This is a genomic window from Imperialibacter sp., assembly GCF_040222815.1.
Taxonomy (GTDB): Bacteria; Bacteroidota; Bacteroidia; order Cytophagales; family Cyclobacteriaceae; genus Imperialibacter.
Window position 1 is genome coordinate 394,708 of record NZ_JAVKCH010000015.1, and the last position, 17,329, is coordinate 412,036.

The 17,329-nt window shown below is 45.9% G+C and carries 15 protein-coding genes; 6 read left to right on the forward strand and 9 right to left on the reverse strand.

Annotation, left to right across the window (positions count from 1 at the left end):
- Positions 1 to 4: 4 nt before the first annotated feature.
- The 3 genes from RIF36_RS06185 to RIF36_RS06195 all read right to left on the reverse strand — a co-directional run bounded on the left by RIF36_RS06185 (position 5) and on the right by RIF36_RS06195 (position 2,606).
- Positions 5 to 1,324 (reverse strand): aspartate kinase, encoded by a 1,320-nt coding sequence (locus RIF36_RS06185; protein ID WP_350126369.1) that lies wholly within the window; start codon positions 1,322 to 1,324, stop codon positions 5 to 7.
- 15 nt (positions 1,325 to 1,339) lie between these two features.
- Positions 1,340 to 1,816, reverse strand: a complete 477-nt coding sequence (ribH, locus tag RIF36_RS06190; RefSeq protein ID WP_152001731.1) for a 6,7-dimethyl-8-ribityllumazine synthase — start codon at positions 1,814 to 1,816, stop codon at positions 1,340 to 1,342.
- A gap of 70 nt (positions 1,817 to 1,886) precedes the next feature.
- A complete protein-coding gene (locus RIF36_RS06195; RefSeq protein WP_350094728.1) occupies positions 1,887 to 2,606 on the reverse strand; it encodes a tetratricopeptide repeat protein in 720 nt (239 codons plus the stop codon).
- Between the two features lie 200 nt (positions 2,607 to 2,806).
- On the opposite strand from RIF36_RS06195, the gene RIF36_RS06200 reads away from it, so the two are divergent.
- Positions 2,807 to 3,898 carry a family 20 glycosylhydrolase gene (locus tag RIF36_RS06200; RefSeq protein ID WP_350126373.1) on the forward strand — a complete coding sequence of 364 codons (1,092 nt, stop codon included), beginning with the start codon at positions 2,807 to 2,809 and terminating at the stop codon, positions 3,896 to 3,898.
- Between the two features lie 11 nt (positions 3,899 to 3,909).
- Positions 3,910 to 5,088 (forward strand): DUF5009 domain-containing protein, encoded by a 1,179-nt coding sequence (locus RIF36_RS06205; protein WP_350126376.1) that lies wholly within the window; start codon positions 3,910 to 3,912, stop codon positions 5,086 to 5,088.
- A 74-nt stretch (positions 5,089 to 5,162) separates the two neighbouring features.
- Here the strand turns inward: RIF36_RS06205 and pdhA are convergent, their stop codons facing one another.
- Entirely contained in the window at positions 5,163 to 6,194 is a 1,032-nt protein-coding gene (pdhA, locus tag RIF36_RS06210; RefSeq protein ID WP_152001727.1) for a pyruvate dehydrogenase (acetyl-transferring) E1 component subunit alpha, read from the reverse strand.
- 127 nt (positions 6,195 to 6,321) lie between these two features.
- Between pdhA and recF the strand changes: the two genes are divergently transcribed.
- The 4 genes from recF to RIF36_RS06230 all read left to right on the forward strand — a co-directional run bounded on the left by recF (position 6,322) and on the right by RIF36_RS06230 (position 10,686).
- Positions 6,322 to 7,443, forward strand: a complete 1,122-nt coding sequence (recF, locus tag RIF36_RS06215) for a DNA replication/repair protein RecF (RefSeq protein ID WP_350126379.1) — start codon at positions 6,322 to 6,324, stop codon at positions 7,441 to 7,443.
- Between the two features lie 11 nt (positions 7,444 to 7,454).
- Positions 7,455 to 7,763, forward strand: a complete 309-nt coding sequence (locus tag RIF36_RS06220) for a DciA family protein (RefSeq protein WP_152001725.1) — start codon at positions 7,455 to 7,457, stop codon at positions 7,761 to 7,763.
- Positions 7,764 to 7,774: 11 nt separating this feature from the next.
- Positions 7,775 to 8,920: a helix-turn-helix domain-containing protein gene (locus tag RIF36_RS06225; protein WP_350126382.1), complete on the forward strand. Its 1,146-nt coding sequence runs from the start codon at positions 7,775 to 7,777 to the stop codon at positions 8,918 to 8,920.
- Positions 8,921 to 9,078: 158 nt separating this feature from the next.
- Positions 9,079 to 10,686, forward strand: a complete 1,608-nt coding sequence (locus RIF36_RS06230; RefSeq protein WP_350126385.1) for a nitrilase-related carbon-nitrogen hydrolase — start codon at positions 9,079 to 9,081, stop codon at positions 10,684 to 10,686.
- On the opposite strand, the gene RIF36_RS06235 is transcribed toward RIF36_RS06230, so the two are convergent.
- The 5 genes from RIF36_RS06235 to RIF36_RS06255 all read right to left on the reverse strand — a co-directional run bounded on the left by RIF36_RS06235 (position 10,654) and on the right by RIF36_RS06255 (position 17,308).
- Positions 10,654 to 11,319: a hypothetical protein gene (locus RIF36_RS06235; RefSeq protein ID WP_350126388.1), complete on the reverse strand. Its 666-nt coding sequence runs from the start codon at positions 11,317 to 11,319 to the stop codon at positions 10,654 to 10,656. The two genes, RIF36_RS06230 and RIF36_RS06235, sit on opposite strands and share 33 nt — an antisense overlap.
- An 80-nt stretch (positions 11,320 to 11,399) precedes the next feature.
- Entirely contained in the window at positions 11,400 to 11,969 is a 570-nt protein-coding gene (locus RIF36_RS06240; protein WP_350126391.1) for a Crp/Fnr family transcriptional regulator, read from the reverse strand.
- Positions 11,970 to 12,470: 501 nt separating this feature from the next.
- The gene (locus RIF36_RS06245) at positions 12,471 to 15,302 is read right to left on the reverse strand and encodes a M16 family metallopeptidase (protein ID WP_350126394.1); all 2,832 of its coding nucleotides are present in this window, start codon (positions 15,300 to 15,302) and stop codon (positions 12,471 to 12,473) included.
- A 98-nt stretch (positions 15,303 to 15,400) separates the two neighbouring features.
- Positions 15,401 to 16,435 carry a DUF697 domain-containing protein gene (locus tag RIF36_RS06250; RefSeq protein WP_350126397.1) on the reverse strand — a complete coding sequence of 345 codons (1,035 nt, stop codon included), beginning with the start codon at positions 16,433 to 16,435 and terminating at the stop codon, positions 15,401 to 15,403.
- Positions 16,436 to 16,633: 198 nt separating this feature from the next.
- On the reverse strand, positions 16,634 to 17,308 hold the full coding sequence (locus RIF36_RS06255) for a lipoprotein signal peptidase (protein ID WP_350126400.1): 675 nt from the start codon (positions 17,306 to 17,308) through the stop codon (positions 16,634 to 16,636).
- Positions 17,309 to 17,329 lie beyond the last annotated feature (21 nt).

The window sequence follows — 17,329 nt, forward strand, 5'->3', positions numbered from 1 at the left end:
GGGATTATAAATTGAATAATCCCTTGTTCAAAACTTTCAGCGCTTCTGTTTTGTAAATGGTGTCAATGAGCAAAGAAATATTGTTTTTGCTTCCGCCGTACGAAATCATTCTGACAGGTATATCTTCAAGTGAAGCGAAGATGTCTTTGCCCACACCCTTCTTGTCGGCAACAAAGTCGCCCACAATACACACAATCGACTGGTTCTTGTCTACCTCAATGGTGCCGTAGGGCTTCAGCTCTTCGATGATCTCGGCAAGGTAGGTGGGCTCGTCTATGGTGAGCGACACGGCCACCTCCGACGTCGTGATCATGTCGATAGAAGTTTGGTACTTTTCGAAAACCTCGAAAATTTTTCTAAGGAAGCCGTAGGCCAGAATCATTCTGGTAGACTTGATTTTGATGGCTGTGATGCCATCTTTGACAGCGATAGCCTTGATGGCGTCTGGGTTTTTGTTAGATGTAATCAAGGTTCCCCGTGCAGCTGGATTTAAAGTGTTTTTCAAACGAACCGGTACATTCTTTTGCTGCGCCGGAAGAATGCAGGTAGGGTGCAGAATTTTTGCTCCAAAGTATGCCAGCTCACCGGCCTCTTCGAACGACAACTCTGCAATAGGCATTGTATTTTCAACAATCCTCGGGTCGTTATTATGCATCCCGTCGATATCCGTCCAGATTTGAACCTCCTCCGCTTTGATGGCAGCCCCGATGAGGGTAGCGGTATAGTCGCTTCCACCTCTTTTCAAGTTGTCGACACCGCCAGAAGAGTTCCGGCAGATGTATCCTTGCGTAACAATTACACTTTTATCATCAATGCCTGCCAAAATTTTCCTCAGCTTTTCGGAAATCAAATCAAGATCGGGCTCTCCATTGTCTTTAAGATACATGAAGTCGAGTGCTGAAAGAAACACAGCCGGCACCTTAATCTCATTGAGGTACTCATAAAAAAGACTGGTCGAAATAATCTCCCCCTGAGCCACGAGAAGCTTGTTGGCTTTGCCATAAAAGGGCTGCTTTACAAGCGTTTCTATCTGCTGGAAGTACCTGTCAATTACCTCTGTTCCCTTTTGTTTGCCTTCCCCGGTTGCGTAAAGCTGTTGCACAAAGTCAACATACTGAGCATAAAGCTTTCTTGTTCTGTCAAGTGCCCCTTCAATATGGCCATTGGAGAACTCATCAGAAATCGCAATGAGTTCATTGGTGGTGCCTGATACCGCACTAAGAACGACCAGCTTCTGGCCCGGCACACTCATCACTATGTCCTTCACAGAATGCATCCGCTCAGGCTTCCCAACTGATGTACCTCCGAATTTTACTACAATCATTGTTACTAGATAGGTTTAAAATCCAAGCATTTTAATAGCTGTGATGGCTGCCTCGTCACCTTTGTTTCCGTGCTTTCCGCCAGCTCTTTCCAATGCTTGTTTCTTATTATTGGTGGTTAAAACTCCAAAAATCACGGGCTTATTGTACTTCAAGCCCACTTCTGTAATGCCGTTGGCCACGGCCTGGCAAATGAAGTCAAAATGCTTTGTTTCGCCCTGTATCACGCAACCCAGGCTTATAACAGCATCAATGTCTGCCTGCTGAGCCAGCCACTGAGAAGCCAGGCTTAGCTCAAAACTGCCGGGTACGTTCTTCCTGATTATATTGTCTCTGTTTACCCCGTGCTTTACCAAAACCCCGTAAGCACCCTGAAAAAGCGCCTCTGTCACTTCTTCATTCCACTCAGAGACCACTATCCCAAATTTCTTTTTGCTTACGTCCCCAACGTTGCTGCCGGAGAAACTGCTCAAGTTCTTTTCTGAAGACGCCATTTTTTGGTTTTTAGAAACAAAAAAGGGATAAAGCTATCTTTATCCCTCCTTCTGCCGATGTTTTCATCAACTATTTTGAAGCGAGGGCTTCCAGTCTGGCCTTGTGTTTCTTGGCGTCCTGGTACTCAGCTGCTCCGTAAAACTTATCTACTATCGTTGTGTAGCACTTCAGTGCTTCACTTAAATCTCCTTGTCTTTCATAAGCAATCGCCGCTTTGGTCAAATACACAGGCGTAAACTGCTTGTTTGGCTTATAGTCTGATGCTTGCTGATAGTAGTCTGCTGCGTTTTTGTAGTCCAACTGCTCCATGTAAGCATCTCCAATAAGTGAGTAAGCTCTGGCCTGCACCAAATCGTCAGATGCGCCAAAGGCCTTCAGGTAACGAATAGCTGATTCGAAATCACCCATTTTCAGGTAGGTGGCTCCAGCATAAAAGTTCGCCAGGTTGCCGGCCTTCGTGCTACCGTACAGGTCAATGATGTCAAGAAAACCATAGTTGTTTCCGTCACCATTCAGGGCCTGTCCAAGACTGTCAGCCTCGAAGTAGTACACCGCCTGAAAAAGCTCCTTCTGGGCTGTAGTGTTTTGGTTCGACTGATAGTAGTTGTAAAATATGAACCCAGTGACTCCCAAAATAATAACAGCGCCTATGGCAAATACCAGCTGCCTGTTCTTTTCAAGAAATTCTTCTGTACGGGTGAGTTGCTCAGCTAAAGCTTCAGGGCTTTCCAACAAATCATTTCCGTGCTCTTTACCCTTTCTAGCTGACGCCTTTTTAGTCTTCGCCATTTATCCTAATCTTTTGAGGTCGCAAAGATATATTTTTTTCAATAAAATAAAGACTATCAGCCATTAAACAACCACATTATTTTAACCTGCCTATTTATTGCAGCTGCTACCACTCATCACCTTTCCAGTGAATTGTGTGCGCAAACACTTGAATATTTTTAAATTGTATGGTGACACATAACCTGCTAAAGAACACCACGATGAAAAAAATTGTCTTTCTCTTCATACTCAGTCTCGGCGGCTTTGCCCAGGCGCAGCCACTGGACTCAATCATGCCGGTGCGGGGGCTGGCGATAGTTGCACCCAGCTCCAAAGGCCTTGATCGCTTCATCAAATTCATGGAAAATGAACTAACGGCCAACCATGTAAACACTTTGGTGTTGAGGGTTGACTGGAAGAATCAGTACAAGTCTTACCCAAAGCTTGCCGACAAAGATGGTTTGACCAGGGAGGAAGTTAAAAAGCTGGTAGCGGCAGCAAAAAGGAGCAATATTGAGTTGATCCCACAGATCAACCTGCTAGGGCATCAATCGTGGGCAAGCACCACCTATGCCCTGCTGAAAGAGTATCCTCAGTTTGATGAAACTCCTCATGTAACGATGCCGGAAAAGTATGAATGGCCAAACCCTGACGGCCTCTACTGCAAGAGCTATTGTCCATTGCATCCCGATGTGCATAAGGTAGTTTTTGATCTGGTAGACGAAATAATGGAAGTGTTCGAGGCAAAAACTTTCCACGCCGGCATGGACGAAGTGTTTTATATAGGCGACGACAAATGCCCTCGCTGTAAAGGCAAAGACAAGGCAGAGCTGTTTGCAGGAGAAGTGACTACTATTAGAAATCACCTGGCGCAAAAAGGGAGAAAGCTGTGGATTTGGGGAGACCGACTACTGGACGGAAGCGATACCGGCTTGGGGATGTGGGAAGCAAGCATGAACAACACGCACAGGGCGGTCGACATGATTCCCAAAGATGTGGTCATTTGCGACTGGCACTATGAAAGGGCCGACCCAACAGCGGCCTATTTGGCTATGAAAGGCCTCTCGGTAATCACTTGCCCATGGAACAGGCCGGAGCCTGCCAAAAAGCAAGTAGCACAGACACTAGCGCTAAGAGAAAACAGCAGCAAAGTTTTGAAGCAAAGGTACCTGGGCATGATGCATACAGTGTGGAGCGGTGCTGACGGCTTTATCGACAAATACTATGAGCTAAAGGAAAAAGGCACCTCGGAAGATGGGCAGGCCAATTGCTTTAATGCCATGTTTTCAGCGATTAATAGTCAGGTACAATGACGCTAACGGCTATGAACAATCGCATCGCCTCTATAGATATTTTCAGAGCGCTTACCATGCTGCTCATGATTTTTGTGAATGACCTATGGTCGCTCAGTGAAGTGCCGGAATGGATGGGCCACAAAGCGGGTAACGAAGACGGTCTCGGCCTGGCCGACGTTGTATTTCCAGCATTTCTATTCATAGTAGGCCTTTCAGTGCCCATGGCCATTAAGGCACGCAGGGCCAAGGATGAAAACAATACTGAGGTGATTATCCACATTGCTAAAAGAAGCCTGGCGCTGATTGTGATGGGGGTAATGATGGTGAATTTGGAGAGCATCAACAAAGAATTGATTCCTATCCCCAAGCAAGCCTGGCAAATCCTGATGCCTATTGGGTTTATTCTCATTTGGAACAACTATAAAGACAAAAAGGCCTTCGGCAAAGTGCCTGAGTGGGTGATGCAGGTGGCAGGTATCCTAATTCTTATAGCCCTGTGTGCCATATATAAAGGAGGGCCGACCGATAATCCTATCTGGATGAAAACCGATTGGTGGGGCATTCTTGGACTCATTGGCTGGGCCTATCTCTTCTGCTCGGTTATCTATGTTTTTGCAGGTGACAGAATAGTTATCATCTCAGCAATACTAGTGGCCTTCTATCTATTCAATATCCACCAGATGAACGGAATACTGGGGATTCTTCCAAAAGGATTGCTGGTAGTAAGTGCCTCCAACCATGCCAGTGTACTTAGCGGTGTGTGGGTGAGCCTTATGCTCACTTATTTCGCTCAAAAGAACAAACTGAGCCTCTTTCTCACCGCCTGTTTGGCCTTTGCTGTTATTTCTCTGGCTTTTGGCTTCATTACCCGCCCTGAATGGGGAATTTCTAAAATCAGGGCTACACCTTCCTGGACGGCCATCTGCGCTGGGATAAGCACCCTTTCATTTGTGCTGGTTTATCTGGTAGCCGACGTGTGGAAGAAAACAAGCTGGGCAGGTTTTTTGGCACCGGCGGGAAGAAGCACGCTCACCTGCTATCTGGTGCCCTATTGGTTCTACCCGATCTTTATGGCCACGATAGCAGCCTGGCTTCCCGATTTCGCTACAGTTGGGGTTGTGGGTCTTATCAAAACATTGCTGTTCTCTCTGCTGGTTATTTACATCACCAGCTTACTGGAAAAAGTCAATATCCGTTTGAAAGTGTAAAGTTTCATTCATTATATAAAAGAAAGAGCTACCCGCTGGGTAGCTCTTTTTGTTTCTGCGGCCAATTATTAGCACTACTCCATTAAGTAGGGGTAGTCTTGCTGAGCATACACGTCTTTCAACGATTCTGACGGATCAGGCCAGCCTGAGTCCTCAGAGAACTGCACAGCTTCAGCTACCTGGTCTTTTATTTTGTCATCGATCTTGTCAAGATCAGCTTCTTTGGCAATTTTCTTATCGAGTATTAATTGGCGAACCTGCTCAATTGGGTCTTTGGCTTTGTACTCCTCAAGTTCTTCCTTGGTCCGGTACTTAGCAGGGTCAGACATCGAGTGTCCTTTGTAACGGTAAGTACGAAGCTCCAAAAGCGTAGGCCCGTCACCTTTTCTGGCTCTTTCGGCTGCCTCAGCAAATGCATGGTGCACATCGACTACCGACATGGCATCAACAGGGAATGAAGGCATGTCGTATGCAGAACCCAGTTTATATAACTCCGTTACGTTAGAAGTACGCTGAACAGATGTACCCATTGCATAGCCGTTGTTTTCAATAGCGAATATCACAGGTATCTTATAAGTCATCGCCAGGTTGAGCGCTTCGTGGAAGGCGCCTTGCCTTACAGCACCATCGCCCATGTACGTTACACACAGCTTGCCTGTTTTTTGATATTTTTCAGCAAAGCCAATCCCCAAGCCTAGTGGAACCTGTGCACCAACGATCCCGTGTCCTCCGAAGAAGCCTTTCTCTTTGTCGAACATGTGCATGGAACCTCCCTTGCCTTTTGAAATGCCGGTTTCTTTACCGTAAAGCTCGGCCATGATGGTTTTAGGATCGGATCCAAGGCCAATTGGGTGGGCGTGATCACGGTAGGCAGTGATGTACTTGTCGCCTGTTTCCAAAGCAGAAATGGCCCCGGCTACGCAAGCCTCCTGGCCAATATAAAGGTGACAGAAGCCACGTATTTTTTGCTGACCATACAACTGCCCCGCCTTCTCCTCAAATTTCCTCATCAGTTGCATGGTTTCATACCAGAACATGTAGGTTTCATTCGAAAAGTTATCCTTCGCTGTTGCTTTTGCCTTCGCCTTATCTTTTACACTAGCCATTATTGGAAATATTTCTGTGTCTACGAATTGTAATATTACTTTTGGGATGTGTTACTCTGCCCTGGAAATCAGCTGGCAGTTTTAACCCCCGCAAAATAAGTAAATTGCCTTCATTCAACAAAAGTAAATGTATCTGAGTAGCCTGCACCTTGAGTCGTTCCGAAATTACCAGTCACTTGCTATTAACTGCTCAGTGGGTATAAATTGTTTTGTGGGCAAAAATGGCTCAGGAAAGACTAATCTGCTGGATGCGATCCACTATTTGTCGATGACAAAAGGGTCGTTGAATAGTGTTGACAGTCAGAATATAAGGAAAGGCGATCCACTTTTTTTTATAAAAGGCGAATGGAAGGCTGCAAAAAAGGGTGCTGGAAAGGGCGAACAGGTGCAGGTAGCTTTTCAGCCTGGGCAGAAAAAGCTCATTAAGGTAAATCAAAAAGAGTACGAGAAACTGGCTGACCACATAGGTCGCTTCCCCGTGGTGTTGATCGCCCCCAACGACACCGACCTGATAAGGGAAGGCAGCGAAGGGCGGCGCAAATTCTTCGACAGCATCATTTCTCAGCTAGATGCCAGCTACCTCGAAAACCTGATGGTGTATCATCACTACCTTAAGCAGCGGAACAGTCTGCTGAAACAGTACGGTGAAACCAGAAGGCTGGACAAAACGCTGCTAGCAGTATATGATGAGCATCTTATAAAGTCCGGGCAATTGATCTTCGATAGCCGACGAGACTTCACTGAAAAGTTCGAAGCTTTGTTTGCCCCACGCTACCAGTGGCTCTCGGGCGGTGCCGAGCAAACCAAGGTGGCGTACGTTTCTGAGCTTTCCGATGTCTCGTGGAAGGAAAACTTCAAAAAGGCTATTGACAAGGACATGGCCTTGCAAAGAACAACTTTTGGCATCCACCGGGACGATTTTGAGTTTTTGCTGGAGGAAGAGCCCGTGAAGAAATTTGGCTCGCAGGGACAGCAAAAGTCATTTGTGATTGCCTTGAAACTAGCTCAGTTTGATATCACCAGTCAGGTAAAAAGCTTTGCGCCCATCCTACTACTCGACGATATATTTGACAAGCTTGATGACGATCGCATCAAAAAATTGATGGAACTTGTGGGAGAGGACGATTTCGGTCAGTTGTTTGTGACAGATGCGAGACCAGAACGAACGATGACGCTTTTTAGGGGCCTGAAAAAAGACAAGAAGCTTTTCAAAGTGGAAGAGGGAAAGGTAGAGGAGATTGAGTTTTAAGATTGGAAGTTATGTACAAAAAGAAAGACGATAGAAAAAACGAGTCGCTGGAGCTGAAGGATGTAATCAGGGAAATGCTCCAGAATTACCATATTGAGGAGAAATTTGATCATACCCGTCTGCTTGCTTCCTGGGAACGACTCATGGGTAAGCCTATCGCAAGCCGTACCTCCAAACTTTTTGTAAAGGACAATGTCTTATTCGTGCGTCTCACCTCAGCGCCGCTCAAAAGCGAGATGAATCTGAATAAAGCCAAGGTGCTTGATATCTTCAAGAAGGAGTTTGGGGAGAAGGTGTTGAAGGATATTGTGTTTCAGTAAAAGGCAAAGCGGTGGACATAGTATTAAATACTCTTCTGCCCATTATCATCCTACAGGTATTGCTGCTTGCCTTTTTTCTCTTTGCCCTTAAAAAAGGCAAAAAGCAAAGCAATCGACTGCTCGCCCTATTCTTCCTGTTTTTGGGGATCAACTTTTCAGATGGGCTTATCGGACTGACCGGCTTTTACCAGCAATACCCAGCCATTGCCCACCTCGAAGACGGTTTTGCCTTATTACTTGGTCCCTTGCTGTTATTTTACACCAGATCAGTGGTTTATGAAGGATTTCAACTAAAAACTTCCCACCTGCTTCATCTCCTTCCTTTTATAATTATCACAATTACTTTTCAGGTCTTTTATCATTCCTACAGCCAGGAAGAGCAACTTTTCATACAAAAATCTATCACCGACCGGCAGCTGCCTCCGGGTTTCTATTTTTCGGTGGCTTTGGTTTATGGTCATGTTTTAACCTACTTTTTTCTGGCGCTGAAAGAAATCAGGTTCTATCAGCAGCGAATCAAAGACCTTTTTTCATCAACTGAAAAAATCAGCCTTGCCTGGCTACGCTTCCTAATATTGACCATGACAGGCATTCTCCTGTTTTCCCTCGTGAATGTGATGGCTCCCTATGCTGGCCTCGATGCCTGGTTTCAACCCACCTTTGCCATTGTAGTTGGGCTCTTTTTTCTTTTCGTGAATGCTATCGTTTTCAAAGGCTTACAACAACCTGAAATATTTACAGGGCTCGAGCAAAAGGACTCTGCCAAATACACAAGCTCATCTCTTGGAAGCGAAGAAAAGCAAGCGCTGAAGGATAAACTGACTCAGCTAATGGAAAATGAAAAGCCATACCTGGATCCCGAAATAAGCCTTGAGCAGCTATGCGCAAAACTGGAAGTGGCACCCAAAAAGCTTTCTCAGGTACTCAATGAGCAGCTAGGTCAGAACTACTACGACTTCATCAATTCATACCGGATCAATGAGGCGATGACCATCCTGTCCAATTCACCCGACTCAAAGCTTACTGTGCTGGAAGTTCTCTACGAGGTCGGTTTCAATTCCAAGTCGTCGTTCAACACCATCTTCAAAGAAAAGACTGGAACCACTCCTTCTGCCTTTAGGAAAGAAGCTCTTCAGAAACTGGCCGCTTCAACCTGAATAAAAAAGCTTCGGATTTATGTCCCGGTAGAAAAACATTTAGTAGCCTGGCAGTGGGAGTAACCTTTTGCAATTTTTTTGAAAAAGCGTTCGACTTCCGGCAGTCGGTCGTGGGAGTGAGTACAATATGTCTCCTTTGTTCAAAAAACAGAGACACTATGAAAACTTTCACGAACACAAAAACTACCACACTTTGGCTGTTGGCAACTATCAGCTTCTCACTACTATCAGTTAAATGGATGTTTGCTCCGGCTGCCTGGGTGGCTCCGGCTTTCCTTATTTTGTTGATGAAAGAATACAAGCCGTGGAAAAGCTTGCTTGTGGGGTTGTCGGTCCTTTACGTTTCGTCGTTGATTGGCAGTTACAAAGTAATGCCTTTCCCAACCATCGTATTTGTGGTGATCGCACTGATTGGTGCCTTGAAGCACGTGATTCCCTTCTTTCTTTTCCGCTTGCTTTCAAAAAGAGTTGCGGGATGGTATGCTACCCTGCTGTTTCCTTGCCTCTATGTTGCCTACGACTACCTCAATGGTTTCGATGGCGGCGGCACCTGGGGGTCGATGGGTTATACCCAGGTGAACAATGATGCGCTGATGCAGCTGGTTGCCGTCACTGGCTTATGGGGAGTTACCTTTCTCATCGCCTGGGCTTCGGCACTTTTGGCGGCAGGGTATTCTAATGGTCTTAGTTTTTTCTCAATAAAAAAGCCAGCCATTGTATTCTCATCGATATATGCAGTTATCCTAATTGGCGGAAACATAAGAATCAACTCGCTGTGGCAGGAAGAAACAACTACAGTAAGGGTGGCCGGCATCACGGGGCAAAATCTTGAGCTGCTTCAGGTAACCTATGAAGCTGTGTTTGGAAGTAGACTGGATATTGATCTATCGAAGCTTACCCAAACCTCGCCAGCACTTCAGGAGTTAAACAAAGGTTTGGTGAAGTTTATTGAAAACCCAGGTGACCCAATTTTCGGCGCTTCTCATCGACAAATGGAAGCCTTTCAGGACAGCATGCTCTCTGTCGCTAAAAAGGAAGCAATTGCCGGGGCCAGGATTGTCTCTTTTTCGGAAGGGCTCCTTTTCACCACCAAAGCCACGGAAGGCAAGCTTATTGCCAAAGCCAGGAGTCTGGCCAATGAAAACCAATTCTATCTGCTGTTAACAATGGCCTCTATTATCCCGGGCGAAGTCACCATGGGCTCGAAGTACCTGGAGAACAAGGCTTTGCTTATTGGCCCTGATGGGCAAGTGCTCAACACCTTTTTCAAAAATAAGCCTGTGCCGCTGGTAGAGCCCAGTATACAAGGCGACGGCAAGATTCCAGTCATTGAGACACCTTTTGGACGCATTGCTATTTCCATTTGCTACGACGCCGACTTCCCCTACCTGATGAGGCAGGCAGGGCAGCAAAATGCTGACATAATGCTGCTGCCTTCAGGTGACTGGAAAGAAATTGCCCCTTACCACGCTTATATGGCCAAAGTGAGGGCGATAGAAAACGGCTTTTCACTGCTGCGGCCCGTGAGCAATGCTACATCCATTGCCTCAGACTACCATGGAAAGGTGCTGGGCTCTAATGACTTTAGCTCAGCTGGCGAGCATGTGGTGGTGAGTCATCTGGCAACAAAAGGAGTTACAACTATCTATTCGAAGATGGGAGATTGGTTGGCTTGGGCGTGTTTGGTTACTGTGGTTGCTTTTCTTGGAGACTTCCTTGTTGCCGCACGAAGATCAAACAGAGTCAGCATTTTTCCTGGCAAATAACATCATGAGCAAAGGCATAAATATGGAAAACGCAAGCAATCCAAATTTCAGTGTCGTGATCAACCCTAAATAATTGCCAAGGAATTCACTTTGATTAGGGAGAGCATCTAAGATTTTGAATATGACCGCATTTTCAATTAAGTCAGAGGCAAACCAAAAAAAAGGAAATCCAATTAAGATGTTTCTTACAGGCTTCGAGATTTTTCGACGTTCCGAAACGAAGGAGGCGAAGGTCCAAAGAAAGGCAAAAAATGAAGCGGGAAACAGAACATCAATAGTGTAGGTGAAGCGCTTGTAGGCAACGACTCCTGCCCGGCTGAAGAGGTTTATGCGTTCGTATACTTCGGTACTCGAAAAAACAGGTCGCTTGTCAAATATTTCATGCCCCCCAAGCAGTTGGCTTACCACTTTCGACCCAAACGGAATTGGAAACATGTGTGTGATGACAAATACAATCAGAAATATTGAAAAAGTTTGAAGTAACCTTTTTCCGGAAGTCTGGTAGCAAAAAGGCGCATTTGAGTCAATTATTGCATTTGACATCTTGCCTTTTGCCCTTTCATTGATCATGGTGCCAAACACTAGCCCAAGCAAGAAGATTGTGGGAATGTACAGTAGGTGTTGAATTGTCATATGGAAGTCCCTTTTTAAGTGATACTGAAGGCCACAAAATTCAGAAATCACATGGAAAGGAATCTTGGTCTAGACCAACACTAAAATTTCACCGAATTAAACAGTTTACTAAAGTTAGTGGGGTCTATGGCCAGGTAAGCGGCAATGTATTTGTGAGGGACAAGCTGTAATAAATGCGGGCTCCTTTGGCAAAACGATTTAAATCTTTCCTCGATGGTTGTGGATCGCAATTCGATTTGTCGATTGATTAACCCAACTGTGACTGCTTCGGATAGTTTTCTGAACAGTCTCTCAATCTGCTGAGATTTATCAAATAGGTGCTGTAGTTTTTCGAAGGACAAATAATCTAACTCGCTATCTATTAAGCAGGTGAGGTAATACCTGGCCGGCTTCTGTAAAAGGAAAGATTCCGGAATGGCACAAAAGTTTGGTGGGTAGGCAAACCCCAGAATATTGAGTTTCTCAAAAGCCTCAAAGTGATACATTTGAACACCACTCCTAACGAAAAATATCCGCCTCTCAATCTGACCTGGTTGCGTGATATGCTCCCCTTTTTTAAACTGCCTGGTTTTGAGGTCTTTGGTTAGTAGCTGGTAATCGCCCTCATTGATGCTGTGAATTGATTTAATAAAGTCGAATAGCTCAGTCATTCCAATAATTTGATGCCTGGTTTGTCCAATCTTTTTGATGGCAAAACAGGGCGTTGTGTTTTGGTGTAGGAGTTTTATGCATTTCCGTTGCAGTCCCCTAGCCATGTCTGCCAACGGGCTGTGGTATGCTGATGGTAAATTTAAGTTTTGCGGAGGGGATTCCAAGAGGGCCTCAGTCTGGTTACATGCAAGCCCAGTGCATGGTTGCCATCATCAAAATTCGCTCCTTCGAGATCAGGTTATAGCCCTGATCTCAGTATTTGGCAGTGCAGATGTACTCACAGCAGGGTTTGAAAACATGCTGGATGTTGTCGTTGGTGCTTATTCGGTTAGTATCTCAAAGAACAGATTCGAATTCCTTTTATGGCTTCGCACAACTCAGTAGCATACGACTACGTGGCCAAGGGAGCACATACTTCATAAAAATTTGGGCAATTCTAAAAAATGAAGACAAAAGCGGGGGCATAACTAAGCCATGCCCCACAATGGTTTTTCCACAGCTTACTCCCCCTCCGGCATCAACACCAACTTGATGAACTTCTCAGGATCGATATATTTCTTAGCCGCTTCCTGCATGTCCTTAGAAGTAAGGGTTTCGATCCTTTCTTTCGCTTTCAGGATACCTTCAGAATCCCAGCCCTGATAGTAATAACTGCGCAGAGTATTTGCCCAGAAACTATTGTCTTTCAAACTAACCTCCAGTTGCCGACGTTGGCCTTCCTTAATTTTTTTCAAGTCTTCAGCACTCACGCCTTCCTTCTGGAGCTTCTTCAGCTCATCCAGGGTAGCCGTCACCAGCTCCTCAACATTTTCTGGTCCGCAAGGGAAGCTTACCTGGAAGGTATAGTGGTCGTAAGGCATGTTCTCAGCATTGGCATTGGCCCCTACGCCGTACACACCACCTTTTTCCTCACGAAGTAACTCAACCAGCTTAATGGTCATTACCTCCCCAAAGCTTGACAGATAATATGACTGTTTCCTATCAAACTCCTGCTCTGTATCCCAATACATGATTACCTGGCTCTTTTGATCGACTCCTTTCTTCACTATTTTCTCCAAAGGCGCCTTTGGCGGGCGGGGACTAACGTCCTTCCATTCATCTTTTCTTCCCGAAGCAGGTAGGCTGGCAATGTACTGCTCCAGCATGGGCTTGATCTCGTCTACTTTAAATGCTCCGACAAAGAAGAAAGTGAAGTCGCTCACATCGCTAAACCTGTCCTGGTAAAAGGCGAACGCTTTGTCCAGATCGATTTTATCCAGATCGGCCTCTGTCGGGAAGCCGCCTCCTCTGATGCTGTTGTTGGAAAGCGTACGTTGCACCTGATCCACAAAATAGTACTGTGGATTGGCCATCACATTCGACAAAATGGACTTGTTCTTTGTGATAAATGACTGGAACGCTTTTTCGTCCTTTCTTGGGGCTGTGAAATACATATTCGTCAGCTGGAAGAACGTTTCCATGTCGGCTGGGGTGGTACTGCCCTGCACGCCTTCGCTCAACTCTCTGATGAACGGCGTAACTCCAAAGCTCTTGCCTGAGAGTACTTTTTGCAGAGTGGTAATGTCATAGTCGGCAATGCCGCCCTGATCCACCAAAGAGGCCGCATTGGAAGCAGACTGGTAGTCGGCATCGGAAGCAAGACTGTGTCCGCCCGGACTCCAGGTGGTCATTACAATTTCGTCGTTTTTAAAATCCGTTTGTTTCAGAAACACTTTTACCCCGTTCGAAAGATCAAGCTCTGTAATCCCCAGTGCTTCATTCTTTTTCTCTGATACGATGCTGCCTGGCTTGGGCAAAGTAGTCATCAGACTCTCACCAAAATCCTCGTCCTCGTAAGCATCCACCTTGAGTATCCTAATCTTGTTGAGCACGCCTTTCACTTCATCCTCAGTCGGCAGCACCACGCCCTCCTTGTCAGGTGCGGTGATCACCACTACCCTATTTTCCTTGGTGATCCATTTTTCGATCAGGGCATTTACCTCATCAAGACCTATTCCTTCAACATACTCTTTTGCGAAGTTGTATTCCCACTCAATGCCTGGTATTGGCTCCTTTTCGAGGAAGTTGTTGACATATTCGTCTACATAGTTCTCCGACTCCGACTTGTCTCTTTCATTGTACGCTACCTCGTACGATTTCAAAAGGTCGAGTTTATAGCGCTTTAACTCGCCTGGAGTAAACCCATGCCGACGAACCCGCTCCAGCTCGGTAATCATGGCCTGTAGTCCACCTTTTATGTCTTTTTCGTTTGCCACCGCAAATGCCTGAAACGCATCTTTCGTTCTTGCCCAGGTGCCACCATGGCTGGTGCTTGCGTATACAAATGGTGGCTCAGCTTCCCTGGTCAATTCCTGTAGCCGCTTATTCAACATGCCGGTGAAAGCTCTTTCCACCAGGAAATCCCTGTAGTCACTGGCTTTTGTTTCCTCTTCCGGGTCGGTTTTGAAATATAGGCGAACCTGAGCGAATGTAGCTTCTTTGTCAGCCAGCACCGAAACATAGGTGTCGGAATGGTCTGGCACCTTAAACTCTTCTCTCTTCTTTGGGCTTTTAGCAGCAGGTATCCTTCCGAAGTACTTTTGAATCTTGGCTTCCATCTCTGCCACATCGATATCGCCCACGGCTACCACAGCCATCAGGTCAGGACGGTACCAGTCTTTGTAAAACCGCTTGATCGCTTCATGCGGGAAGGTCTCCAGGTTCTCTTTGGTGCCTATTGGAAGACGCTCCGCATACCTCGAATCCTTATAAATAACCGGCAGGTATTTGTCGAGCATGCGCCGCTCACCACTTTGGCCAAGCCTCCACTCCTCAATCACCACCCCCCTCTCTTTGTCTATTTCTTCGCCCTCAAAAGTGAGATTGTGTGCCCAGTCTTCCAGAATTTGAAGACCCTGATTGACAATTTTTTCATCGTCGGTGGGTATCGGCAGGATATAGACCGTTTCATCAAAGCTGGTGTAAGCGTTGAGGTCAGCACCGAACTGCACACCTATAGATTGCAGGTAATTGACGATTTCGTTTTTCTTGAAATTCTTTGTGCCATTGAAGGCCATGTGCTCCGTGAAATGCGCAAGGCCGAGTTGGCTTGGGTCTTCCAAAATAGATCCGGCATTTACCACCAACCTCAACTCCACCCGGTCTTCGGGACGGTCGTTGTGGCGGATGTAGTATTTCATCCCATTTTTCAGCGTGCCGATTTTCACATTTTTATCAACAGGAATCTGGGAGGTTAAATCAACTGATGGGTCTTGCGCCAGAAGTGAGGGCAATACCCCTAAAAGCAAGAAAAAGATAGCCTTTATAGCCCTTTTTTTTAAAGATGTTTTCATGGATTAAGTTCCTGGTTTATTGAATAGGTTGAATCAACTGAAAATAGGCCTTCAAAATACATCGAAGCTATGTGCCGTCCAAAGCATGCTAGCTATTTCTATTGATCCACTTCTTCGCTTTCGAACTTTCCTTTTCCGAAAGGATTTACCTTTCTGGCAGCGGAAGAAACTCCTTCAGTGATTTTAACGCCGGCTTTCACTATGGCCTGGCCACCCGATTTAATGGATTGAAATCCAGCATTTTTGGCTGCCTTCAGAATCCCGCCCACAACTTTTGTCGATCCCTGAGTCACAATTTGGCTCAACATTTTTCCGGCATCAAGAGTAGCGTTTTTTCTGGCCTTTTTGCTGTCCCAGGTGGTCACACAGCTACAGTATTGCCTGGCGATCATGCCCACCCGCAGGGTAAGAAAGGCATTGGTGGAGCCTTCGAAAAGTGAATCCATCACCAGCGTGGCTGTGGGGCCTACCACCGGAATAGACGAGAATGAGGTGCTTTTTGTCACGCCCGACAGCAGCGACTCAAGCTGTAGACTGATGTCGAGGTCTTCGATTTCGGATACGAGAAAAGTGGTGGCACCAATGTTTGCGTACAGGTGCATCAAGTCTCTTATACCCGGCCGCTGGTGGTACAAATGGCAAATTTTCCATACCATGCGTGAGTGGGTAAAAAGGATGGTGAAGGCATCAAGTCGACCGTTTTGAGAGATGGACGTGGTGAGAAAAACCGACAGCGCCGTTTGCTTGATGATCTTATCTGCTTCCTCGTTGAGTCGGGTCAGCGAAGCCTCCAATTGATCCTCAGAGGCGGGAACAAGACCTTCGGCGATCAACAATTTATTCTTTCTAAGCCGCTTGAACACCCTCCTTTTATGAGATGGAATTTGTTCTTCCGCCTGCGGCGGAGTAAGCGTTTGTGGTAGCCTTAAAAAGAGGAAAACAGGCAACAGCAGAATGCCAGCGGAAATGGCTATCAGTGCAACAAGTACCACCCTTCCGAAAGTCTCGTTTACACCAAGCGCCAGGTGATAAATCTGATAAACCTGGTTGACCAGAAAAAGGGCTGTGAGGAAAACGATAATGGCAGAAAGCCAGACCGCAATAAGTTTGATCTCTTTTGAAAAGCTCGACATACCTGTATTAACGTTACGTTGCTTTGACAGGTTGGGGAAGACTGAAGTTACAGATTTCTGAAATATGATTAACTAAAAAAACAAAAAATCCAAGCCTAACCCGGCTGGGCGAAACACATTGAACCAGTTTTTTGCCACCTATTTCGAGTAATAAAGTGCCTATCTGCAAGCAGCAAGCAGTGCGATTTTTAGAAACAACTACCCGACCGACTGGGCATTTCTTGTTTCGTCGTCATCGGAAGGGATATGTTCTGCAATGGAAGGGGAAGCCTCGATGGCATCATCCTCTTCATGCTCGGCTTCTTTGAAAAATGACTTTTGGAATATGATAATAATCGCCACACCAACAAAAATTGAAGCATCTGCCACATTGAAAACGGGCCAAAGCGCTGTGTAGTCTCCACCGAACAAAGGCACCCACTCAGGGATCCTGCCTTCCCAGATGTCGATGTAAAACATGTCAATTACCTGGCCGTGAAACCATGGGTTGGGGGCATCGTAAGGAGCGTTGTTAAGAAAAACGCCGTAGAAAATACTATCAATCAGGTTGCCAATGGCACCACCAAGTATCAGCGCACCGCACCACAAAAGGCCTGTGTGTACTTCCTTTTTAGCTAATCTATAGAGATAAACAGCAATCACAACCATGGCTATCAGCCTGATAACAGTAAGGATAAGCTTACCGTTTTCGCTGCCCAGCTGCATGCCAAAGGCCATACCAGGGTTGGTGAGATAGTGAAGCTTAAATACGTCGCCAAGGAGATAAATTTGCCCGGCCACGCCCATTTCCATATTGAAGTGTACTGCCAACTTAACTACCTGATCCAAAATGATCATTGCAATGGCCAGTAGGTAATATTTGAAATACTTCACTTTGTCCTTAGTTTACAATGT